The 22,105-nt window shown below is 72.2% G+C and carries 19 protein-coding genes; 7 read left to right on the top strand and 12 right to left on the bottom strand.

Features of this window, described 5'->3' with window-relative positions:
• Positions 1-41 precede the first annotated feature (41 nt).
• Together EOT10_RS12890 and EOT10_RS12885 are read right to left on the bottom strand one after the other, a co-directional pair.
• The gene (locus EOT10_RS12890; protein ID WP_223280955.1) at positions 42-1,769 is read right to left on the bottom strand and encodes an amidohydrolase; all 1,728 of its coding nucleotides are present in this window, start codon (positions 1,767-1,769) and stop codon (positions 42-44) included.
• A 556-nt stretch (positions 1,770-2,325) separates the two neighbouring features.
• On the bottom strand, positions 2,326-2,598 hold the full coding sequence (locus tag EOT10_RS12885; RefSeq protein WP_127828300.1) for a hypothetical protein: 273 nt from the start codon (positions 2,596-2,598) through the stop codon (positions 2,326-2,328).
• A gap of 251 nt (positions 2,599-2,849) precedes the next feature.
• On the opposite strand from EOT10_RS12885, the gene EOT10_RS12880 reads away from it, so the two are divergent.
• The gene (locus EOT10_RS12880) at positions 2,850-4,484 is read left to right on the top strand and encodes a serine/threonine-protein kinase (protein WP_127828299.1); all 1,635 of its coding nucleotides are present in this window, start codon (positions 2,850-2,852) and stop codon (positions 4,482-4,484) included.
• Between the two features lie 7 nt (positions 4,485-4,491).
• Here EOT10_RS12880 and EOT10_RS12875 read toward each other — a convergent pair whose 3' ends face one another.
• Positions 4,492-5,301, bottom strand: a complete 810-nt coding sequence (locus EOT10_RS12875; RefSeq protein ID WP_189491516.1) for an SGNH/GDSL hydrolase family protein — start codon at positions 5,299-5,301, stop codon at positions 4,492-4,494.
• 305 nt (positions 5,302-5,606) lie between these two features.
• On the opposite strand from EOT10_RS12875, the gene EOT10_RS12870 reads away from it, so the two are divergent.
• Both EOT10_RS12870 and EOT10_RS12865 read left to right on the top strand, forming a co-directional pair.
• A complete protein-coding gene (locus EOT10_RS12870; RefSeq protein ID WP_127828298.1) occupies positions 5,607-6,839 on the top strand; it encodes a S8 family peptidase in 1,233 nt (410 codons plus the stop codon).
• Positions 6,840-7,020: 181 nt separating this feature from the next.
• On the top strand, positions 7,021-8,115 hold the full coding sequence (locus tag EOT10_RS12865) for a DUF5925 domain-containing protein (RefSeq protein WP_127828297.1): 1,095 nt from the start codon (positions 7,021-7,023) through the stop codon (positions 8,113-8,115).
• Between the two features lie 99 nt (positions 8,116-8,214).
• Here EOT10_RS12865 and EOT10_RS12860 read toward each other — a convergent pair whose 3' ends face one another.
• A complete protein-coding gene (locus EOT10_RS12860; protein ID WP_189491513.1) occupies positions 8,215-8,595 on the bottom strand; it encodes a GntR family transcriptional regulator in 381 nt (126 codons plus the stop codon).
• Positions 8,596-8,665: 70 nt separating this feature from the next.
• Between EOT10_RS12860 and EOT10_RS12855 the strand changes: the two genes are divergently transcribed.
• Entirely contained in the window at positions 8,666-9,586 is a 921-nt protein-coding gene (locus tag EOT10_RS12855; RefSeq protein WP_127828295.1) for a GNAT family N-acetyltransferase, read from the top strand.
• Positions 9,567-10,067, top strand: a complete 501-nt coding sequence (locus EOT10_RS12850; protein ID WP_127828294.1) for a ribonuclease FAU-1 family protein — start codon at positions 9,567-9,569, stop codon at positions 10,065-10,067. Before EOT10_RS12855 ends, EOT10_RS12850 begins: the two co-directional genes overlap by 20 nt.
• Before the next feature lie 11 nt (positions 10,068-10,078).
• Here the strand turns inward: EOT10_RS12850 and EOT10_RS12845 are convergent, their stop codons facing one another.
• Positions 10,079-10,708, bottom strand: coding sequence for a class I SAM-dependent methyltransferase (locus EOT10_RS12845; protein ID WP_223280954.1), 630 nt, complete (start codon positions 10,706-10,708; stop codon positions 10,079-10,081).
• A 110-nt stretch (positions 10,709-10,818) separates the two neighbouring features.
• Between EOT10_RS12845 and EOT10_RS41285 the strand changes: the two genes are divergently transcribed.
• Complete coding sequence (locus tag EOT10_RS41285; RefSeq protein WP_189491510.1) at positions 10,819-10,968, top strand: hypothetical protein; 150 nt, start codon at positions 10,819-10,821, stop codon at positions 10,966-10,968.
• A 49-nt stretch (positions 10,969-11,017) separates the two neighbouring features.
• Here the strand turns inward: EOT10_RS41285 and EOT10_RS12840 are convergent, their stop codons facing one another.
• From EOT10_RS12840 to EOT10_RS12825, 4 genes are all read right to left on the bottom strand, one after another.
• Positions 11,018-11,530, bottom strand: a complete 513-nt coding sequence (locus EOT10_RS12840; protein ID WP_223280970.1) for a GNAT family N-acetyltransferase — start codon at positions 11,528-11,530, stop codon at positions 11,018-11,020.
• A 144-nt stretch (positions 11,531-11,674) separates the two neighbouring features.
• Positions 11,675-12,541 (bottom strand): esterase/lipase family protein, encoded by an 867-nt coding sequence (locus EOT10_RS12835; protein WP_127828292.1) that lies wholly within the window; start codon positions 12,539-12,541, stop codon positions 11,675-11,677.
• Positions 12,542-12,750: 209 nt separating this feature from the next.
• Complete coding sequence (locus tag EOT10_RS12830; protein WP_127828291.1) at positions 12,751-13,725, bottom strand: DNA polymerase Y family protein; 975 nt, start codon at positions 13,723-13,725, stop codon at positions 12,751-12,753.
• Entirely contained in the window at positions 13,722-17,183 is a 3,462-nt protein-coding gene (locus tag EOT10_RS12825; protein WP_127828290.1) for a DNA polymerase III subunit alpha, read from the bottom strand. Before EOT10_RS12825 ends, EOT10_RS12830 begins: the two co-directional genes overlap by 4 nt.
• Before the next feature lie 163 nt (positions 17,184-17,346).
• On the opposite strand from EOT10_RS12825, the gene EOT10_RS12820 reads away from it, so the two are divergent.
• On the top strand, positions 17,347-18,405 hold the full coding sequence (locus EOT10_RS12820) for an ABC-2 transporter permease (RefSeq protein WP_127828289.1): 1,059 nt from the start codon (positions 17,347-17,349) through the stop codon (positions 18,403-18,405).
• A gap of 123 nt (positions 18,406-18,528) precedes the next feature.
• Here EOT10_RS12820 and EOT10_RS12815 read toward each other — a convergent pair whose 3' ends face one another.
• The 3 genes from EOT10_RS12815 to EOT10_RS12805 form a co-directional block, all read right to left on the bottom strand.
• Complete coding sequence (locus tag EOT10_RS12815; protein ID WP_127828288.1) at positions 18,529-19,611, bottom strand: S1 family peptidase; 1,083 nt, start codon at positions 19,609-19,611, stop codon at positions 18,529-18,531.
• A 394-nt stretch (positions 19,612-20,005) separates the two neighbouring features.
• Positions 20,006-20,914: a S1 family peptidase gene (locus EOT10_RS12810; RefSeq protein ID WP_127828287.1), complete on the bottom strand. Its 909-nt coding sequence runs from the start codon at positions 20,912-20,914 to the stop codon at positions 20,006-20,008.
• 204 nt (positions 20,915-21,118) lie between these two features.
• A complete protein-coding gene (locus EOT10_RS12805; RefSeq protein ID WP_431313283.1) occupies positions 21,119-21,940 on the bottom strand; it encodes a S1 family peptidase in 822 nt (273 codons plus the stop codon).
• Positions 21,941-22,105 lie beyond the last annotated feature (165 nt).

Below are 22,105 nucleotides of genomic sequence, written 5' to 3'. Positions count from 1 at the left end.
GGGCGGCCTGCTTCCGCCTTCCGCAGGCCTACTTCTGAGGCCTACTTCTGCGGGGCCAGGTCGGGTCCGAGGGACGAGAACTTCTCCTGAGAGACGACCTTCCGCGGCGGCCAGGTGATGTTCCTCGGGGGCCACTTCTGCCCCGTCTTCTCCAGGAACCACTGCGGCGGCTCGTACATGGGCGGCTCGTAGCCGTCCGGCAGGGCCGTCTTCCAGCTCACGCCCTTGGTGCGCTCCGCGAACTCGTCCTTGACGGCCTTCAGCCTGGCCGGCTGGGTGAGCAGGTCGACGGCCGTCGCGGCCAGGTACTTCGCGGCGGCGACGACGGCGGCCTGGCCCGGTGCCGCGGCGGCGCAGGCCGCGGTGGACCAGGTGTGCAGCTTGGTGCCGATGGGGGCGAGCGCGGCGCCCATCGAGACGGTCGGCACGTTCCAGCTGATGTCGGCGACATCGGTCGAACCGCCGCCCAGGAACACGGGGTTGGGCGCGGTCAGGTCGCCGATCGCGTCGTGCATGCCCTTCTGGGGCAGGCCGAGCGATTCCTGGAGCTCCTTCGCGAGCCGGTGCGCGTCCTCGCCGAACTCGGGCGGGCCGATCTGCCGCATGTTCTCGTGCAGGAGCTCCGCGAACGACTTGGACGGGAGCTGGTTCCAGCACGCCGAGGTGATCCGGTGCCGCACCGTGGTCTGCGAAGCCTTGGCGGCGGCCTCGGAGACGGCGATCACCTTGTCGAGGAGGACCTGCACACGGGCGGGGCTGCCCTCGCGGACGTAGTACGAGATCTCGGCTATCTCGGGGGTCACGTTCGGGATGTCGCCGCCGTTGTTGATGACCCAGTGCAGACGGCCGGACGGGGCGAGGTTCTCCTCCCGGAGGAACTCCGACATCGTCGCCATCATCACGGCGGCGTCCAGGGCCGACTTGTTGCCGAGCGGGGTGCCTCCGTGGCCCGCGACGCCGAGGAAGGTGAAGGTGACGGCGGTCATCGCGGTCGTGCTGCCCCAGCCGGTCGCGTTGGCCGTCGAGGGGTGCCAGTCGAGGAACGCGTCGAGCCCGGCGTAGACACCCTTGCTCACCGCGTACGTCTTGCCGATCAAGGTCTCTTCGGCGGTGGACCCGAAGAACTTCACCGTGACGGGGAGCTTGTGCTTCTTGGCGGCCTGCGCGACGGCCGCGGCAGCGGCGGCGGCCGCCGTGCCGAGCGCGCTGTGCCCGCAGCCGTGACCGGGCCCGTAGCTGGGCGCGAACGGGTCGTGGACGTACTCGCGCGGGTCGTGGTGGCCGACGCCCTTGTTCTGCGAGAGGCCGGGCAGCGCGTCGTACTCGCCGCTGAAGCCGAGCGCGGGGCCGCCCGTGCCGTACGTGTACGTGGCGGTGAACGCGGTCGGGAACCCGGCGGTGCCGAACGTGACGTCGAAGCCGGCCTTCTCCAGGAACTCGGCCTCGGCCAGGGAGGACTTCCACTCACGCAGGGAGAGTTCGGCGTTCTCCCAGATCTCGGCGTTCAGGCCCGTGATGCGGTCCGCGTTGGACGCGATCCAGCCCAGGGCCGCGTCCTTGGCGGGGCTGTCCTGGGCGAGCCCTTCGGGGGCGGTGTAGCCGGCCGGGGTGACGTCGGCGGACGCCGCCATCGCCGGGTCGGCCTCCGCGGTCATGACGGCGCCGGTGACACCGGCCGCGCCGAGCAGCTGCATGATCCGGCGCCGGCTCAGGGCGGGGCCAGGCAGCGTCAGGGCGTCGTGCTCATGCTGGTCGTGCAGGTCACACACGCGCGTACCTCCGGGGGTGAGGTGGGGGGTGTTTCCGTGTACGGGCCAAACGATCAGGATCAGGCGCAACACTGGCCCCGGAAGATTGCCCCGTCAACAGCCGTGCATGACAAAGGTGTTACGCACCGGAGACGGCCGACTCCATGGGGCGACGTCCGCGGGGCACTGAACAGGCCCTGAACAGGCCCTGAAATGGCGGAAAATCGACGACCCGACGGCGCGAAGGGCGTGCGTGACGTACGTGAGACGTACGGATACGGAAGGGAACGGCGGCGCACACACCGGGGAGGGGAGCGGGGAGGGCGCGGCTCAACGCCGTGTCAGTGCAGGGCTCAGCCAGTGCGGGGCCGTGTCGATGCAGGGCCGTAGCCAGTGCCGGTCGGCCCGATGGGGAGGTCGGTGCCGGGCTGTACGGGGTTCCTGATCCCGCGTCAGGCGAACATGCCGGGGCGACGCCGCGTGCCGTGGGGATGACGGTCGCGGAGATCGCGGCGCCGTGCCGGTACGGCATGGCCGCCTGAGCGCGGGACCGGGCTGTGCCGGTGGTGACCGCCTGTCAGCGGCGGCCGCCGAACAGCGAGCGGCGCAGTCGCCGCAGTGGTGCGAAGAGCGAGACCCGGCTCACCCGCGCGCCCCTGCCGCTGCGCTCGTGCGCGACGTCACGCGAGGTGAGCTCACGCATCAGCAACGTCGCCTCGGCCGCCTCGCGCTGCGGGACGGCGGGACCGCCCAGCACCGAAAGATGGCGGTCGAGGCGCGAACTGGTCGCGCTGCTCCCGCAGGTGATCGCAGGCACTCGCGGCCTGCTGCGCACTGTTATCTGTTCCATGTCACTCCCCACCCGTACGAGGGCACCCGGCCCGGGCAGGTTAACCCTATCGCCCCGCCGGGACACCCGTGTATCCCGGTCGCGGGATTCACCTCCCCCGTAAGGAGGTTGACGACTACTCACCGAATCCGACTGATTACAGGGCGAGTTGGACATGCGGGGCAAGAACGGACGTGACCGGAGCATGGTCGATCTCACGGGCGCTGAGCTACTTTTGTGGAGAATCGCACCGCTACGGATGGGGGGCGCCGGTGAGCGAGGATCCGGGCAGTGGAGAGGCCGGCGCGGCGCGGGTGATCGCGGGGCGGTACCGGCTCCTCGGCCCCCTGGGCGAGGGCGGCATGGGCACCGTCTGGCGCGCCCGCGACGACACTCTGGGCCGCGAGGTCGCCGTCAAGGAGGTGCGCGCCCCGGCCGGGCTCCCGACGAGCGAGGTCGAGCGGATGTACGCGCGGCTGGAGCGGGAGGCCTGGGCCGCGGCCCGCGTCTCGCACCGGAACGTGGTGACCGTCTACGACGTGGCGACGCAGGACGGCCGGCCCTGGGTCGCCATGGAGCTGGTCCGCGGACTCTCCCTCTCCGACCTCCTGGACGCCGAGGGCCCGCTGCCGCCGCGCCGTGCCGCGCACATCGGGGCCGAGGTGGTCTCCGCGCTGCGCGCCGCGCACGAGGCGGGGGTCCTGCACCGGGACGTGAAGCCGGGCAACGTACTGATCGCGAACGACGGACGCATCGTCCTGACCGACTTCGGCATCGCCACGGTCGAGGGCAGTTCGGCGCTCACGATGACGGGCGAGGTGGTGGGCTCGCCCGAATTCCTCGCTCCGGAACGGGCGTTGGGCCGCACCCCCGGCCCCGAGTCCGACCTGTGGTCCCTTGGCGTCCTCCTGTACACGGCCGTCGAGGGCCGGTCGCCGTTCCGGCAGGACACTCCGCTGAGCACGCTGCGGGCGGTGGTGGACGAGGCGTTTCCGGCTCCGCGCCGCGCGGGGGCGCTGGCCCCCGTCATCGAGGGGCTGCTGCGCAAGGACCCGGCCGAGCGGCTGCCCGCGGACGCCGCCGAGCGCGAGCTGCGCCTGGTGGGGGCGGGCGGCACCCCGCGCGCGGACCCGGCTTCGGCGTCCCCGGCTCCGGCACCGGCGCCGGCGCGGACCTCGTGGCAGCGGACGCCGCCCGCTCCGGTGCCCGTCAGCCCTCCCCCGGAGCCCGGGACGACGTATTCGCCCGCCGCGGACACCACACGGACGGAGCGCCCTCGCCGGTCGCTCGCGGTCCTGCTGGCCGGGGTCGTGGTCCTGCTGCTGGCGCTCGGCGCGCTCACGTACGCCCTGCTGAACCGCGACGACGGGAGTGCGGGTTCCAAGGGCGGCGGGCATGCCGCCGGGAGTGCCTCCGGTGGGGCGAGCGCTTCGCCAAGCCGGTCCTCCGGGAGCGGCTCGCCGAGCGGTGGCGGCGGCAAGGCCGGCGCAGGGGGCGGGCACTCGGCCACGCCGCGGCAGTCGGTGCGGGTCGGCGTGGCGGCGGTGCGCGGGAGTTACAGCGGGACCTGTCCGCCGCCGGGGAGCGCGGCTCCGGCCTTCAGGGCGACGTTCACGGTGGGCCGCGTGCCCGTCGACGTCGAGTACCGCTGGGTGACGGCGAGCGGAGAGTCGAGTGATCCGGGCTGGAAGACGCTCAGCTTCGCGTCCGGCGGCTCGCGGACGAAGTCGGCCGACCATGCCGAGACGGGCTACACGGACGGGGCCACGCTCCACAACGAGGTCCATGTGGAGGTGCGCGGCCCCGTCCGCGTCACGTCGAACTCGGTCTCCTACGCGGTGACCTGCGCGACGGCGTCGCCCACGAGCACGACGTCGCCCTCGCCCTCGCCGTCACCGTCGTCCTAGGCCGGGGTCAGGCGGCCGCGCCGAACACGGGGAGGTAGCCGCCCGACTGGCCGGCGGCGGTGGGGTGGTAGGACTCGCTGGGGTTGGCCCAGTTGACGCTGTGCAGCCAGGAGTCGCCCGAGCAGATCTCGTGACCGGTGAAGGTCGTGGTCACGTCGCCGAACGCGAAGCCGTGGTCGGCGGCCCGTTTGGCGGTGGTGGAGTTGAGCAGGTCGGCGGCGCTGTTGATGGCGGCGCGCTCGTTCTCGGTCAGGCCCGCGACGCAGGAGCCGCTGAGCTTGTAGAAGCGCGGGTAGCCGAGGACGACGACGTGGGCGACCGGGGCCTTCGCGCTGATCGCGTCGTACACCTGGTTGAGGTTGCCGGGCAGGGTGTTCTGGATGTACGCCTTCGCCTCGTTGACGCGGGCGATGCACGTGGACTCGGACTGCAGGACGCAGGTGGTCATGACGTCGGCGAAGCCCGCGTCGTTGCCGCCGACCGTCAGCGACACGAGACCGGTTCCCGGGCCCAGGGGGCCCAGTTGACCGGAGATGACATCACCCGTACGAGCGCCCGAGCACGCCGTGAAGTTGAAGCTGGAGGGTGAATGGGAGGCCGCCCAGAGTGCGGGGTAGGCCTTGGTGCTGCGCTTGCAGCTGCCGCTGGAGCTGTCGTAGCTGCCGGCTCCCACGCCGGACGAGTACGAGTCGCCGAGGGCCACATAGCCCGTGGGGGCGGCCTGTTCGGACGCCTGGGCCGCCGTCGCTCCGGTGAGCGCGACGCCGGCCGCGAGGAGAACTGAGGTCACGTACGCCGTAATTCGGAAACGTCTCATGAAAACCTCCTTTAGCAGGATCTCTGCCACAACTGTGGTAGCACGCCTCACAGTTGACGGGAAGTGTTCATGTCAAGCTTTCCCCCTGCGCCCCACCCTTGTTCGCCGGGTGTTCGATTGCAGGTACATGTCAGGCTCGTGACATACCCTCAATTCCCTTGAGCTACGCCCGTAGACCGCCGAAGCTGCTGTGCGGGCCGGGAACGGGACACACCGCTTCCGGTCCGTGTGCGCGATCCCGCGCACGCCCCCCACAGTCGCGCCCCACCACAGGGCGCGCCGCCTCGGAGGAGGACTCCCTCGTCATGGCACTCGACACCGCACGATCCCCACAGCGGCACGGCAGGAACCGGCTCCGCGTCGCCGCGGCGGTCTCCGTCGCCGCGGCCGCCACGCTCGCGGGCACCCTGGCCGCCCTGCCCGCCCAGGCGGCACCCGCCGAAGGCAAGGTCGTCGCGGCCGGTTCGCCGGACGCGGTCAAGGGCAGCTATCTCGTCACCCTGAAGAAGACCGCGGGGTTCAAGTCCGCCTCCGCGGACGGCAAGGGTCTGATATCCGAGTACGGCGGAACGGTGAAGCGGACCTTCCGTTCCGCACTCAACGGGTACGCGGCCGCCCTCAGCGCCACCGAGGCCCGCAGACTCGCCGCCGACCCGGCCGTCGCCTCGGTGGAGCAGAACCAGCGCGTGCACGTGGACGCGACCCAGTCCAGCGCACCCTGGGGCCTCGACCGCATCGACCAGGCGGCGCTGCCGCTCTCAGGGACGTACACCTACCCGGACTCGGCGGGCAGCGGCGTCACCGCGTACGTCATCGACACCGGAGTGCGCATCACCCACGCGCAGATCAGCGGACGGGCCTCGTACGGGTACGACGCCGTCGACGGCGACACCACCGCCCAGGACGGCAACGGCCACGGCACCCATGTGGCCACCACCATCGCGGGCTCCACGTACGGCGTCGCCAAGAAGGCGAAGATCGTGGCGGTCCGGGTCCTCGACAACAACGGGTCCGGCACCACCGCGGGCGTCATCGCCGGCATCGACTGGGTGACCGCCCATCACAGCGGCCCCTCGGTCGCCAACCTGTCGCTCGGCGGCGGCGCGAGCACGACACTCGACAACGCCGTGAAGAAGTCCATCGCGAGCGGCGTCACCTACGCCGTCGCGGCGGGCAACAGCGGCGTCGACGCCTCCACTTCGTCCCCCGCGCGCGTCGCCGAGGCCATCACGGTCGGCGCCACCGACAGCTCGGACACCAAGGCGAGCTGGTCGAACTACGGCTCCGTCCTCGACGTCTTCGCGCCGGGCGTCTCGATCACCGCGGGCTGGAACACCAGCGACACCGCGACGAACACGATCTCGGGCACGTCCATGGCGACCCCGCACGTCGCGGGCGCCGCGGCCGTCTACCTGGCGGGCCACACCTCCGCCACCCCGGCCCAGGTCGCCTCGGCCCTGACGGGCGGCGCGACTTCGGGCGTGGTGAAGAGCCCGGGCAGCGGTTCACCGAACAAGCTGCTCAAGATCGTGCAGTGACCGGGAACATCCCTCCCGACGGCCACTGAACGCCCGCCCGTTCCCCGGAGACCCACCAGGTCTCCGGGGAACGTCCAGGTCTCCGGGGAACGGCGACGCCGCCGGGGCGGCCTGTGGACCGGCGTGTGACGCGCTGTGGAAATCCCGTGCGGGAGTGCCGTACGTGCCGGATCATGGCGGCATGTCTGGGAACCCACACGACGCGCTGCCGATCCGGCTCAACGTCGACGACAGCGACTCCCCCGCGGACGTCGTCGACGCGCTGTTCCTCGGCCGTTTCGCGACGGGCGAGCAGCCGCACTCGCACGCGGCGAACATCGACCGGGTGCGGTCGGGTGCCACGCTCCTGCCGCCCGACGCGGTGGTGCTGCGCTCCGCGCACGACGACGACCGCAGCGCGACGCTCGCCGAGGGCGACGGCTGGACCGTGCTCGTCTCCCGCTGGAACAGGGGCGCCGACGTCACGGTGACTGCCACCACCGCGGAGCTGGCCGAGAAGGTGCTCGGGCAGGCCACGGACGGCGCCGCCGACGAGCCCGAACCCCAGCCGGAGAACGTGACGATGGGGTTCTGGTACGTCTCGCCCCGGCGCGGTCCCCACCGCACGACGCGGCAGATCTCGGCCGGTACGTGGGACGAGGTGCGGGAGAACTACACGGCGCCGGTGGCCACCGCCATGGACCAGCTGATGAAGACGACCCCGGAGGACATCGCGGGGCGGCTGCTCCTGCTGCACGGCCCGCCCGGCACGGGCAAGACGTCCGCGCTGCGCACGCTGGCCAGGTCCTGGCGGGACTGGTGCCAGGTGGACTGCGTACTCGACCCGGAGCGGCTGTTCTCCGACGTCGGCTATCTCATGGACATCGCGATCGGCGAGGACGACGGCACGGCGAAGGGCCGCTGGCGCCTGCTCCTCCTGGAGGACTGCGACGAACTGATCCGGGGCGAGGCCAAGCACACGGCGGGGCAGGCGCTCTCCCGCCTGCTCAACCTGACGGACGGCCTGCTCGGACAGGGCCGGAACGTCCTGGTCGGCGTCACGACGAACGAGGACCTCGAACGCCTCCACCCCGCGGTCGTACGCCCCGGCCGCTGCCTGGCGCGGATCGAGGTGGGGCCTCTGACGCACCGTGAGTCGGTGGACTGGCTCGGCGGGGAGGAGGGCGTGGGCCGGGACGGCGCGACGCTCGCCGAGCTGTACGCGCTGCGCCGCGGCACGAGCCCGGCATCCGTCCCTGACCCCCGGGAGTCCGCCGACGCGGGGCTGTACCTGTAGGCCGGGTCACCCCGGCTGCATCTGTAAGCCGGTCACCCCGGCTGTACCTGAAGGGGCCTCAGGCCAGTCAGGTACCCGGGGCGCCCGGAGCCGGCGGGTTCACCCCTTGTCCCCGTACGCCGCCCGCAGCGCGTCACGTACCGCGGCGAGCGCCTCCTTCTCGGAGAGGCCGAGGCGGTGGACGCGCTCCGCGAACACGGCGGCCGCCACGGAGGCCTCGCGGGCGGAGGCGTCCCCCGCGGCGGCGACGAACGTGCCGTTGCGGCCGCGCGTCTCGATCACTCCGTCCGCCTCAAGGGCCCGGTACGCCTTGGCCACCGTGTTCGCGGCGAGGCCGAGCGTCTCGGCGAGCCCGCGCACGGTCGGCAGTTTGTAGCCGACGGGCAGGGCCCCGGAGAGGGCCTGCCCGGCGATCTGGGCGCGCACCTGTTCGTAGGGCGCCGTCGCCGCGCCCGCATCGATGTCGATCTTCAAGGTCACGCGCCGATTGTCCCGCACCCGGCAAAAATGGGAGGCACCCCGGCGCGATCCGCGCGTAGCGTGCGGCCGTATGACTGTGATCGTCCGGGCCATGCGCCCCGAGGACGCCGGGGCGTTCGCCCGGGTCCGGCGTGCCGCGTTGCCCGCCCTGCTCGCCACCGCGGAGTCCGTCGCCTTCGACCTGGCGCACGCTCATCCGGACGCCCGCTACCGGCCGCTGGTCGCCGAGGCCGACGGCGAGGTCGTCGGCACCGCTCAGGTCGGACTCGCGTACGACAGCCCGGAACCGGGGCAGGGGTACGTGAACACCTTTGTGCACCCGGAGCGGCGCGGGCTCGGCGCCGGGGCCCTGATCGTGCGGGCGGCGGAGGAGTATCTCGCCGCGGAGGGCGCCGTCGCCGTCTACTCCTGGGTCCTCGACACCCCGCGGGACCGGGCGTTCGCCGAGTGCCGGGGCTATCGCGCGAGCCGCCCCGCCCACTTCCTCCGGCTCGACCTGGCGCACGGCACCCTGCCGCCGCTCGCCGAGCCGCCGGCCGGGGTGACGCTGCGCACGGGCGCCGACTTCGCGGACGACCCGCGCCCCCTGTTCGACCTGGACGCGGAGACGGTCAGCGACGAACCGAGCGACGTGGCCACGGAGTTCACGGACTACGAGCACTGGCTCGACGAGACCTGGCACCACCCGCTGACCGACCACGAGCTGACGTCGGTGGCCGTGGTGGACGGCCGCCCCGTCGCGTTCAGCCTGGCCCGCACCGACGACGGGAACCGCTATCTGTCCGGCATGACCGGCACCGCGCGGGCGTTCCGGGGCCGGGGGCTCGCCAAGCTCGCGAAGAACCACTCCCTGCACCGCGCCCGCGAGGCCGGCGTCACGGAGGCGTTCACCGGCAACGACGCGGGCAACGGCCCGATGCTCGCGATCAACAAGTGGTTCGGCTACGAGATCTGCGCGACGGAGGTACGTCATGTCCGCACCCTCTCCTGAGACGTCCCGGTCCCTTGAGGTGGTCCTCCACAAGGCGGGCCGCACGAAGATCCGCTATCCCGCGGACGTCGTCCGTGACGACGGCACGCGCGTGACCGTGACCGCCGCCTGGGCGTCGCCCGGGGTCAGGGACTTCGGCTTCGTCCAGTTCGGACCGGGCGACGTCTTCACCGAGCACTACTGGCGCGACCGCTGGTACGCGGTCAAGGAGGTGCGCGCCGCCGACGGCACCCTCAAGGGCTGGTACTGCGACGTGACCCGGCCGGCGGTCCGCGAGGGCGGCGAACTCGTCGTTGAGGACCTGGACCTCGACCTGTGGCTCTCGGCGGACGGCAGGGACGTACGGCGCCTGGACGAGGACGAGTTCGCCGAGAGCGGGCTCGCGGAGCGCGACCCGCACGCCGCCCGGGCCGCGCTCCGCGCCCTCGACGAGCTCGAACTCCTGGCACGCGACGAGGGGTTCGGCCGCCTGCTCGGTTAGTGCCTGCTCGGTCAGTGCCTGGTCGCGATCACCGCGTACCGGTCGTCCTCGACCCGTCTTCCCCACAGCAGCGCGTCCCCGGAGAGGGGTTCGTGGCGGACGTGGGCGGTGAGCGGGGCGAGGGCGCCGGTGAGCCGGGCCGCCGGTGTCCCGACGGGGCTGAGCGTCCCCCAGACCCCCTCCACCAGGACGAGCCGCCCGCCGGGGCGCAGCAGCGAGAGCCAGTGCGCGAGGGCGCCGTCGAGGTCGGGCAGCGTCCACGCGACGTGCCGCACGAGGACCGCGTCGAAGGTGCGGCCTCCGACGGGCGGCGCCGAGGCGTCCCCGACGAGCACCTCCGCGGCGCGCCCCGCCAGCTTGGCGCGCGCGAGGTCCACCATGGCGGGCGACAGGTCCACGGCGGTCACGCGGTGCCCCTGGTCCGTCGCGACAAGCGACAGACTGCCCGTCCCGCACCCCAGATCGAGAATGTCGGACGGCCGCTCCGGCAGCCAGTCCCGCAGCCGCGCCGCCCACGCCCCGCGCACCGCCGGGTCACGAAGCCCGTGGTCAGGCTCGTCGTCGAAGCGCGCGGCCTCGGCGTCCCAGTCGACCGGTTCGGGAATCGCCGCGTCCCGGATCATGTCCTTGTCCGTCGTCATGTCCAGATCGTGACACTCGCCACTGACAATCACGCTTCGATGCGTCACCCTCCGGGGAACACGTCTACAGCGGTACCGCAGTGGGACCGGGGTAGGCACAGGAGGCAGTCATGCGCCGTGTGACCGTGAACAAGCCCGTCGCGAAGACCAGCACCAGCCGCAGCCGGCAGCAGTACGACGAAGACACCGCCGCCGAACGCCGCCACGACCGCCCGGAAGTGCGCAAGGACATCCGGCGGACGTGGTGGCCGGACGAGTGAGAGGGCCGGGCAGCCGCCGCCCCGGCCAAGGGCGACTTCACCCCCCGCGTCAGTCCTTGCCGCGGAAGTCGAGCATGTAGAAGACCTTGTCGTAGCGGAGTTCACCGACGGCGACGAAATCAGGCAGTCGGCCGTACTCGGTGAAGCCCAACGACCGGTAGAGGCTCAGGGCAGCGCTGTTGTCGCCCCGCGCGTCCAGAGTCAGTACCTCGATTCCGGCGCGCCGGGCGTCCGCGACCAGGGCGGCCGTCAGGGCGCGGCCGACGCCGCGGCCCTGGGCCGCGGCGCCCACCGCCACCTTCTCCAGGTCGGCGTGCGGGCGATGCGTGGGCCTCGCATAGCGCTGCCAGTAGCCGAGGCCGACCAGTTGACGGTCGATGTACGCACCGCGCAGGACGGCGTCGCCGGCGCACGCCCCGGCGGCGACGCCGTCGAGGAGTCCGGCGACCTCGTCCCGCGACGGAGGGTCGACCCACCCGAGCGCGGCACCTCCACGGACCAGGTCCGCCAGGATCCGATGCGCCGACTCCGCGAACCGGGCGCCGAGTTCCGGATCGGACATCACTTCCGTGACGTCGAGGACGACGGGCTCTCGGGTCCCGCTCTCGGTCCCGTTCTCGGTCCCGTTCTCGGTCCCGTTCTCGGTCCCGTTCTCGGTGATGGGCGTATTCATGAAGAGCAGCCTAACCAGCCGCCCGGTATGCGCTCAGCTGACCGCCGAGGCGCAGGTGGTGGGGGTGGCGTGGGACGGGTCGAGGGCGTTGGCGACCTCGTGGAAGGCGACGCGGTCGACGGTGCCGATGGTGACGTGTTCGGAGAGGTCGACGGCGCACAGGTCCTGGAGCATGACGTTGTGCACGTCGGGGCCGGTGAGGAACTGGGTGCGGTAGGGGGTGACGACCTCGTCGTACTTGGTCGCGATGACCGTGTAGTGGACGCCGGGGACGGTGTCGCCGCCCTCGTTGAGTCTGGTGATGAACGGGGAGCCCGCGACCTGGTCGGCGAGACTGGGGGTGGCGAGGGTCAACAGGTCGGCGGCGCCGGGGAAGTACGGCAGGAGGCCCGCCAGGCCGCTGAGTGTGGTGCCGTGGTTGTCGGGGGCGATGCCGACGAGGGCGTTCACCTTGGCCGCGCCGCCGAGGAACTTGAGGTAGTAGCGGGGCATCATGCCGCCCTGCGAGTGGCCGACGAGGTCGGCCTTGGGGGCGCCGGTGGCGGCGAGCACCTTGTCGACGAAGGTGTCGAGCTGCTGCGCGGACTCGTCGATGGGGCCGAGGCCGTTGAAGAGCGGCACGCCGGGGCGTTGTCCGTAGTCGAGGGAGAAGACGCAGTAGCCGCGGCTGACCAGGTAGGGGGCGAGGACCAGCCAGTTGTCGACGGAGTTCCCGAAGGTGCCGTGGACGAGGACGACGGGGCGCGGGTGGGCGGCGGAGGGTTTGCAGGAGTAGTCGTTCCAGCCACTGCTCGGCGCGGAGTCCGCGTGGGCGGTGGCGGGGACGGCGGTGGCCGCGGCGGTGAGCAGCAGGGCCGCGGTCAGGGATCTGACCGCATGTTTCCAGTTCCGGGGCAGCATCGTGTGATCTCCTTGCGGCTCAAGGGAGTTGCGATGTGGGGTGCGTGCCCTGTGATCCGGATCACGAGGATGCTGTGCTGCCGCTAAATTACGCGCCAGTAGTAAATGAGTGAAGTTACGCGTCGGTAAAAACTTGTAGTGACGGTCTATCACGCACGGGACCGGGGTGCCGTCATCTGGTGGGCCCGACGGGGTACGGGCTCACCGGCTCAGGCCGCGAGCCGCCCCGGCACGATCGTCCCGGGGCCGAACTTCGCGCGGGCCCGGTCGGCCACCGCCTCCAGCGCCCGCGCCTTCTCGTCCGCGGGGTCGAAGGTCAGCTGGTGGGCGGCCCCCTCGACCGGCCGGAGCCCCTCCGCGCGCAGGGCGAGGGAGCGCACCCTGGCCCGTTGCAGCCCGAGCGCCTCGTACATCCGGTACGCGGCCGACGACAGCGCGGCCGTGTGCGCGGTGGGTTCGGGGAGCGTGCGGGCGCGGGTGGTCGTGGACCGGTCGGCGTAGCGGACGGTGAGGGTCAGCGAGCGGCACACCTGTTTCCCGTCGCGGAGCCGGGCGCCCAGTTCGTCGGCGAGGGAGAGCAGGGCGCGGCGGTGCCGGTAGGGGTCGAGTTCGTCGCGCGGGAAGGGGCGTTCGGCGGCGGTGGAGCGCGTGGCGGCGTTGGGGGTGACCCGGGTGCGGTCGACGCCGCGCGCCTTCTCGTGCAGTTCGCGGCCGATGCGGGCGGTGGTGAGCCGTTGCAGGGTGCCCTGAGGGGCGGCGGCCACCCGGCCGAGCGTGTCGAGCCCGTACTCGCACAGGGTGCGGGCGGTGGCGGTGCCGACGCCGGGCAGCGCGGCGACCGGCTGCCCGGCGAGGAACTCCGCCACGGCGCCGGGGTCGTCGGGCACGACCCTGGTCACCCCGGGCGAGGCGGTCCGCGCGGCCATCCGGGCCAGCATCGGGCCGGGTCCCGCGCCGATCACGCACTCCACCCCGTACAGGGCGAGCGCCCGTACCCGGATCACCGCGGCGAGTTCGACGGCGTCCCGGCCGAAGTAGCGCACGGCGCCGCCCAGGTCGACGAGGGCGGCGTCGGGCGGCAGTGCCTCGACCGTGGGACTGAACTCGCCGAGCAGGGCGACGAGTTGGGGCAGCGCCGCCTCGTGCGGGGGCGGTGGCAGGAATCGTACGTACAGAGTGGTCATCCCGCGCTCCCGGGGCTCTGGTGCCACAGTTTGCGGGGCGGGCCGGACGACGGGCTGTCGCCCGCGGGGCGCAGGTCGGCCCAGGGGTGCATCTCGTAGCCGGTGGCCATGCGGATGCGGCGTCCTCGGCGATCGCGGACCGGGTCGTCGCCGTCGGACGGCGGCTGCTCGGGCGGCTCCGCCAGGCGCAGTGCCACCGCGTCGAGGCCGCCCTCCCTGCGGACCTCGGCCAGGTCGGCGAGGTTCCACGCGGCCGCGCCGACCACGCTGAGGCTGCGCGGGCCGCGCCGCTGGACCGTGCCGCGTACGAGGAGCAGCCAGGAGTGGAAGACGGTGTGCGCGCAGGCGGCGTGGGCGTCGTCGAAGAAGGCCAGGTCGACGAGGCCCGTGCCGTCGTCGAGAGTGGTGAAGATGACGCGCTTGCCGGAGCGGATCGGCGGGGTCTGGGTGGCGACCTTGGCGCCCGCGACGAGGACCACCCTGCCGTGTTCGGCCTCGCGCAGGTGGCGGGCGGTCAGGACCCCGAGTTCTTCGAGGAACTTCTCGTGGTCGCCCATGAGATGGCGGGAGGCGTCCATGCCGAGGACGCCGAGTTCGGCGCTGAGCCGTTCGGCGTCGCCGAGGTCGGGCAGGCCGGCGGACGCGGTGCCGCGGCCGCCGGACAGGGGCAGTTGGGCGCCGCGGGCTCCCCGGGACCCGCGCGTTCCCCGGTGCAGTTCGGTCAGGTGGAGTTGCAGGTCACGCCGGTTGGCGCCGAACGCGTCGAGTCCGCCGACCTGGGCGAGGCGCTGCGCGAGCGGCCGGCTGGGCCTGGCGCGCTCCCAGAAGTCGAGCAGCGAGGAGTACGGCCGGCCCTCCTCGATGCGGGACGCCTCGGCCTCGCTGATGCCGTGCACGTCGGACAGCGCGAGCCGCACGCCCCACTTCTCCCCTCCACTCCCTTTATCAGACACCAGTTCGATATGGTGGGCGACCGCGGACTTGTTCACGTCCAGCGGAAGAATCGGCACCCCGCGCCGCCGCGCGTCCGCGAGGATCAGCCGCTTCGGGTACATCCCGGGGTCGTGCGTGAGCAACCCGGCGTAGAACGCGGCCGGGTGATGGGCCTTCAGCCACGCCGACTGGTACGTCGGCACGGCGAAGGCGACGGCGTGCGCCTTGCAGAACCCGTACGAACCGAAGGCCTCGACGATCTCCCAGGTGCGGGCGATCGTGTCGGCGTCGTAGCCGTGCGCCGCCGCCTGCTGCGCGAACCAGAACCGGATGCGGCCCTGCGACTCGGGGTCGGAGAGCCCTCGCCTGACCCGGTCCGCCTCGTCGCGCCCGCAGCCCGTCATGACGTTCACGATCTCGATGATCTGCTCGTGGAAGACGACGACCCCGTACGTCTCCTTCAGCGGTCCCTCCAGGTCGCGGTGCGGATAGCGGACCGGCGCGCGTCCGTGCCGCGCCTCGATGAACGGCCGCACCATGTCGGCGGCGACGGGACCCGGCCGGAACAGCGAGATGTCGACCACGAGGTCGTGGAACGTGGCCGGCTGAAGCCGCCCCACCAGGTCGCGCTGGCCCGGCGACTCGATCTGGAAGCAGCCGAGCGTCTCGGTGGACTTGATGAGCCGGTACGTCTCCGGGTCGCCCGGCGGCACCGCGTCCAGGTCGAGGGCGGTGCCGGTCGCCCGCTCCGTCTCCGCGACCGCGTGCGCCATCGCCGACTGCATCCGCACGCCGAGGACGTCGAGCTTGAGCAGGCCGAGGTCCTCGACGTCCTCCTTGTCGAACTGCGACATGGGCAGGCTCTCACCGCTGGTCGGCACGACGGGCGTACGGGCGAGCAGCGAGGCGTCCGAGAGCAGCACCCCGCACGGGTGCATGGCGATACCCCGCGGCAGCGCGTCGAGCGCCTCGACCAGCTCCCACAGACGGTCGCGGTCCCCCAACTCCCGTTCCAGATCCCGTAGTTCGGGCAGCTCCTTGAGTGCCGCGCGGGCGTCGCGGGCGCGGATGTGCGGGAAGGACTTGGCGATCCGGTCGATGTCGGCCGGATCTATGGACAGGGCCGCGCCCACATCGCGTACGGCGTGACGGACGCGGTACGTCTCCGGCATCGAGACGGTCGCGACGCGCTCGGCGCCGAACCGGCCGATGATCGCCCGGTAGACCTCCAGTCGCCGGGCCGACTCCACGTCGATGTCGATGTCGGGCAGGACGGAGCGGCGCTTGGACAGGAAGCGCTCCATGAGGAGGCCGTGTTCGACGGGGTCGGCGTGCGCGATGCCGAGCAGATGATTGACCAGGGACCCGGCGCCGGAGCCGCGCGCGGCGACCCGGATGCCCATGTGCCGTACGTCGTCGACGACTTGGGACACCGTGAGGAAGTAGCTGGCGAAGTCGTGGTACGCGATGATGTCCAGCTCGTGGTGCATCCGCTCCCAGTACTCCCGCTTGCGGGCGTATCCGAGACGCAGCATGCCCGCCGTCGCCCGCGACGCGAGGACCCGCTGCGCGGTGCGGCGCCCGGCGCCGACGAGCCGCGGTTCGGGGAAGTGCACGGAGCCGATGCCGAGGTCGCCCTCGGGGTCGACGACGCACGCGTCCGCCACGGCCCGGGTCTGTTCGAGCAGCCGGTACGCGGCGTCGCGGCGGAAGCCCGCGGCCTCCACCACCCGTTCGGCCGTCACCAGCATGGCGTCGGCGCCCTTCAGCCAGCGCTCGCCGCTGTCGAGTTCCTTGCGGGGGTCGACCGGGACGAGGCGGCGCGCGGCGTCGAGGACGTCGGCGACCGGGCCCATGCCGGGGTCGGCGTACCGGACGTCGTTGCTGAGGACGGGACGCACCCCCTGTTCGGCGGCGAAGCCGACGGTGCGGGCGGCCAGGCGCAGCGAGCCGGGGCCGGTGCCCTCGCGGCCGTGGTGGACGGCTTCGAGGCGCAGGGCGTCGCCGTAGATCTCCCGCCAGGGGGCGAGCAGCCGCGCGGCCCGGTCGGGGCGTCCCGCGGCGAGCGCGCGGCCGACGTCGGACGCGGGTCCGAGCAGTACGGCCAGGCCGTCGCCGTGGTTGTCCTCCCAGGTCAGCCGGGTCTCGCCGATGGCGTGGGCGGCGGTGACCAGGCGGCACAGGGAGGCCCAGCCCCGCGCGCCGTCACGGGCGAGGAAGGTCGCGCGGGGGGTCGACTCGTCGATGAAGGCACCGCCGCGCACGGGCTGCCGGCGCCGCTTGTCCGGGGCCCCGTCGAGTGCCCCGGGGCCGGTGACCGCGAGGTCCGTGCCGAACAGTGGCCGCACTCCCGCCCGGCCGCAGGCCTTGGCGAACCGGACCGCGCCCGAGAGGGTGTCCCGGTCGGTGAGGGCGAGCGCGTCCATGCCCCGCTCGGCGGCGCGCTCGGCCAGCCGTTCCGGGTGCGAGGCCCCGTACCGAAGGGAGAACCCGGACACGGTGTGCAGATGCGTGAACCCTGGCACACGCACCTCCTGCACACCTCGAACCGACTGCTTTCGCCTCCCCACCACCACCATAGACCAGTATCGAACGCATGTGCGACACCTCTTTATGGCATCCGCCGCAGGTCACCCGTTCAGGCCCACCCCACCTGCGCGAACACCGGGCGCCCCGGACCGTGGGGGCATGACCCAGACAGCCGACACCCCGCCCGGAACCCCGCACGGGTCCTTCCTCGACGAGGTGAAGAGCGCCGTCACACCGCGGGCCGCGCTGCTCGTCGTCGGCGTGCTCGCCCTCCAGCTGCTCTTCATCGCCTCCTACGTCGGGGCCCTGCACGACCCGAAGCCGAAGGACGTGCCGTTCGGTGTCGCCGCGCCGCTCCCGGCCGTCGCCCAGCAGGCGGTCACCCAGCTGGACAAGCTCCCCGGCAGCCCGCTCGACCCGCGCACGGTCACCGACCTGGCCGCGGCCCGCGAGAAGATCCTGAACAGGGACCTCGACGGGGCCCTGGTCATCGACCCCCGGGGCACCACCGACACCCTCCTCGTCGCGTCCGGCGGCGGCACCGTCCTGTCCGCCACCCTCAACGGGCTCGTCACCACGCTCGAAGCGGCCCAGCACCGCACCGTCAGGACCGTCGACCTGGCCCCGGCCTCCTCCCAGGACTTCGACGGCCTGTCGTCCTTCTACCTGGTCGTCGGCTGGTGCGTCGGCGGTTATCTGACCGCCTCGATCCTGGCGATCAGCACCGGCGCCCGGCCCGCCAACCCAGAGCGCGCGGCCATCCGGCTCGGCACCATGGCGCTCGTGTCGATCGCCGCCGGAATCGGCGGCGCCGTCATCGTCGGGCCGATCCTCGGCGCGCTGCCCGGCAGCGTCGTGGCGCTGTGGGGCCTGGGCGCCCTGATCATCTTCGCGGTCGGCGCCGCGACGCTCGCCCTGCAGGGGCTCTTCGGCATCGTGGGCATCGGTCTGGCGATCCTGCTCATCGTGGTCGCGGGCAACCCGAGCGCGGGCGGCGCGTTCCCGCTGCCGATGCTGCCGCCCTTCTGGAAGGCGATCGGCCCGGCCCTGCCGCCGGGCGCGGGCACCTGGGTGGCGCGCTCCATCGCCTACTTCAAGGGCAACGCCGTCACCGGGCCGCTCCTGGTGCTGTCCGCGTGGGCGGTGGCCGGCGTGGTGATCACAATGGCCGCCGCCGTGTTCCGCGGCAGACGGGAGCGGGCCCGCGCCGAAGCGTGAGGACGCGAGGACGTGAGGACGTGAGGACGTGAGGACGTGAGGACGTGAGGACGTGAAAGGGGCCGGTCCGACGGACCGGCCCCTTCTGCACGACTACGGCGTGCCCCGTACGACGACGGCGCGTCAGCCGATCTGGGCGCCGAACGTGGACAGCGCCTCCGTGACCGGCTGGAAGAACGTCTCCCCGCCGGAGGTGCAGTCGCCGCTGCCGCCCGAGGTGAGGCCGATCGCGGTGTCGCCCGAGAAGAGCGAGCCGCCGCTGTCACCGGGTTCGGCGCAGACGTCGGTCTGGATGAGGCCGTTGACGACGTCGCCGTTGCCGTAGTTCACGGTGGCGTCCAGGCCGGTGACGGTGCCGTCGTGGACCTGGGTCGTGGAGCCGCTGCGGCTCACCTTCATGCCGACGGTCGCGTCGCCCGCCTTGGTGATCGGCTGCGTGGAGCCGTTGTAGAGGTCGACCTCGCTCGGGTGCGGGACGTCCGCGGTGTACTTGACGAGCCCGAAGTCGTTGTCAGGGAAGCTCGACTGTTCGTTGGTGCCGATCTCCTGGCCGCTGGAGTCCGACCAGGTCGAGATCGCCTCGGTGCAGTGTCCGGCCGTGATGAAGTACGGCTGGCCGTCCTTTACCACGTTGAAGCCGAGCGAGCACCGGCCGCCGTTGCCGGTGATGGCGTCTCCGCCCGCGATGAGGGGCTTGAACTCCCCCTTGGTGCGCCGGAGTTCGGCCTTGGAGCCGAGGCCGTCGACGACCTTGCTCAGCTTGCTCCACCCGGCGCCGTCGACCGTGCGGTCGGCGGTGACGACGACCTTGTTGGTAGCCGGGTCGACCGCCCAGGAGGTGCCGGGGATCGTCGCGTCCTGCTTGAGGGTGGTGCGGGCGCCCTTGAGTTCGGCCAGCGAGTTCTGGACGACTCTGGCCTTCGCGCCGGCCGCTTCCACGACCGAGGCCGCGTCCTTGTTCAGGACGTTCACCACGAGGGCCTTGGCCCCCGCGTCGTAGTACGTGCCCGCCGAGTCCGCGCCGAGGTCCTTGGTCAGGGACGAGGCGAGATTTCCGGCCTTCGCGATCGACAGGGTCCGCGGGGCCGCGTCGGGGGTTTCCGTGCTCGCGTTCGCAGTCTGGAAGGTGACTCCCGCGGCGACCAGGGCGGCGATGCCCGCTCCTGCCGCGGCGGCACGCCGCTTGGGTATGCGTCGGTGCTTCAACTCTCGTCCTCCTGTGGGGGGTCGGAACCGGCGGCTGTGGGGTGCGCCGGTCCCGTAGGTTGACGCCGCCCACTATCCCGACGGCCACAGGGGACACACAAGGCCGACTTCAGGACGCGCGTGCGACCGAGACTATGCGCTCCCCCGGTGGTGTGCGCCCCCGTCATACTCCTTTCGCACCACGTCGGTTCCCACTGCAAACACTCCGCGCAGAGCGGCGGTCTGCGCGGGGTGAGGTCTAGGCCTGTCCGGATTCCGACCCCGCCGGGCCGGGAACCGGCGGCGCCGGGCGCGGACAGGAGAGAGCCCCCGCACGGCGGTTGCCGTACGGGGGCTCGCTGCTGTCGGCCGCGGATCGCGCCCGCGTGCGCCGGTCAGTGACCGCGTACGCCCATCAGTAGACGCTCACCCCGTACGCGCTGAGCGCCTCGGTGACCGGCTGGAAGAAGGTCGTTCCGCCGGACGTGCAGTTGCCGCTGCCGCCGGAGGTCAGACCGTACGCGGTGGTGCCGCCGTAGAGCGGGCCGCCGGAGTCGCCGGGCTCGGCGCAGACCGTGGTCTGGATGAGGCCGTAGACGATGTCGCCGTTGCCGTAGTTCACGGTGGCGTTGAGCGCGGTGACCTTGCCGCTGTGGATGCCGGTCGTGGAGCCGCGCCGGGTGACCGTGGTCCCCACGGAGGGCGTGGCCGCGCTGGTGATGTCCTGGCTGCCGACGGTGCCGGGGTGGGTCACCGACGTGTTGGTGTACTTGACGATGCCGTAGTCGTTGCCCGGGAAGCTGGATCCCGCGGTCGAGCCGAGCGTCGTCGTGTGCGACGAGCTCGACCACCAGGTGCCCGCGCCGTCGGTGCAGTGACCGGCGGTCAGGAAGTAGTAGGTGGTGCCCGAGCGGACGTTGAAGCCGAGGGAGCAGCGCCAGCTACTCGCATAGATGGCGTCGCCGCCGGAGATCAGCTTCTTGAGCGTGCCGGGGGTGCGCTCGATCTTCAGGGCGCCGGCGTTGCTGCCCGCGGCCTTCTGGATCCGGGCGATCTCGGCCCGGGAGACGGTGCTGTCGGCGGTGACGACGACCTGCTTGGTCTTGTGGTCGACGGCCCAGGCGGTGCCGGGTACGTCGGCCTTCAGGACGGACTTGTTCGCCTGCGAGAGCTGGTCCGCGCTGTAGGTGTGCGCGACGGGTGCGGGCGACGCGCTGGCCGCGGGTACGGCGAGTGCGCCGATGGCGACGAGCCCGGAGGCCACGGCGATCAGCCGGGTCCGTCTCGCGATGCCACTGCGGGGGGTGGTGCGCTTGATCCTCACTGGTCGTTCCTCCCGAGGGAAGTCGGGGGCCCGCGTGGGGTCGGGGGCCCGTGAGGCGCAGCCAGCGGCCCGGCGGGCGGCCCGGATTCCGGACCGCCCACGAACATGCGGTGCCCCTGACAAGCGCTGGTGGGGAGTATTCGGCCGCACGGCCGAGCCGCGCAAGAGCGCCTTTCGGCCGTGCAGCGTTCAACATGCGGGTTTCTAGTAGATGTTGACGCCGTAGGCGCTGAGCGCCTCGGGCACCGGCTGATAGAAGGTCGTGCCGCCGGTCTTGCAGTCACCGCTGCCGCCCGAGGTGATACCGAGCGCCTTGGAGCCGTCGTACATCGGGCCGCCGGAGTCTCCCGGTTCGGCGCAGACGGTGGTCTGGATCATGCCGCTCACCGTACCGCCGCCCTGGTAGCGGACGGTGACATTGAGCGCGGTGACGCTGCCGCTGTGGGTGCCACTGGTCGAGCCGGTGCGCTTGACGGACTCGCCGACGAAGGCGTTGGCCGCGGTGTAGCCGCCGCTGTGGCTGAGTCCGGTGTTGTCGTAGCGCACGAGCGCGTAGTCGTTGCCCGGGAAGCTGTAGCCGGTGGTCGGGCCGATCAGGGTGTTGTGCGCCTGGTCGGTGTACCACTGCTTGGCCACCTTGCCGCAGTGGCCCGCGGTGAGGAAGTAGTACGTGCTGCCGCTCTGCACGTTGAAGCCGAGCGAACACCGGTACTGGCCGCCGTAGATGGCGTCGCCCGCGGAGAGCAGGGGGGTGAACGTGCCGGAGGTCCGCTCGACCTTCAGCGCGCCGGCGTCGGCTCCGGCCGCCTTCGTGACCTTGGCGAGCTCGGCCTTCGAGACCGTGCTGTCGGCGGTCACGACGACGCGCCCGGAGGCCCGGTCGACGTACCAGGCCGTGCCGTCCACCTTGCTGTCCCGCACGGATCGGGCGACCGCGGAGAGCCGCCCTGCGCTGTACGTGTGATTCCCGGCCGCGCTCGCGCCGGGCAGGGAGACCACGGTGGTGGCCAGCAGACCCGCTGCCACGGCTAGCAGTCTGATGCGCTTGATCCTCACTGAACTCCTCCTCGGTGAAGGAAGGGGCCCGTGTCGGTGGCGGGCCCGTGAGGCACTGTCAGGTGGCGTGTCCCTGACATGCGCCGCAGTGATAGTGACCGCGGGAGCGCGCCCGCGCAAGGTCGGAAACGGAAC

Origin of the sequence: Streptomyces antnestii (assembly GCF_004005495.1) — a bacterium.
Classification (GTDB): Bacteria; Actinomycetota; Actinomycetes; order Streptomycetales; family Streptomycetaceae; genus Streptomyces; species Streptomyces antnestii.
This window is presented reverse-complemented; position numbering and strand designations above follow the sequence as displayed.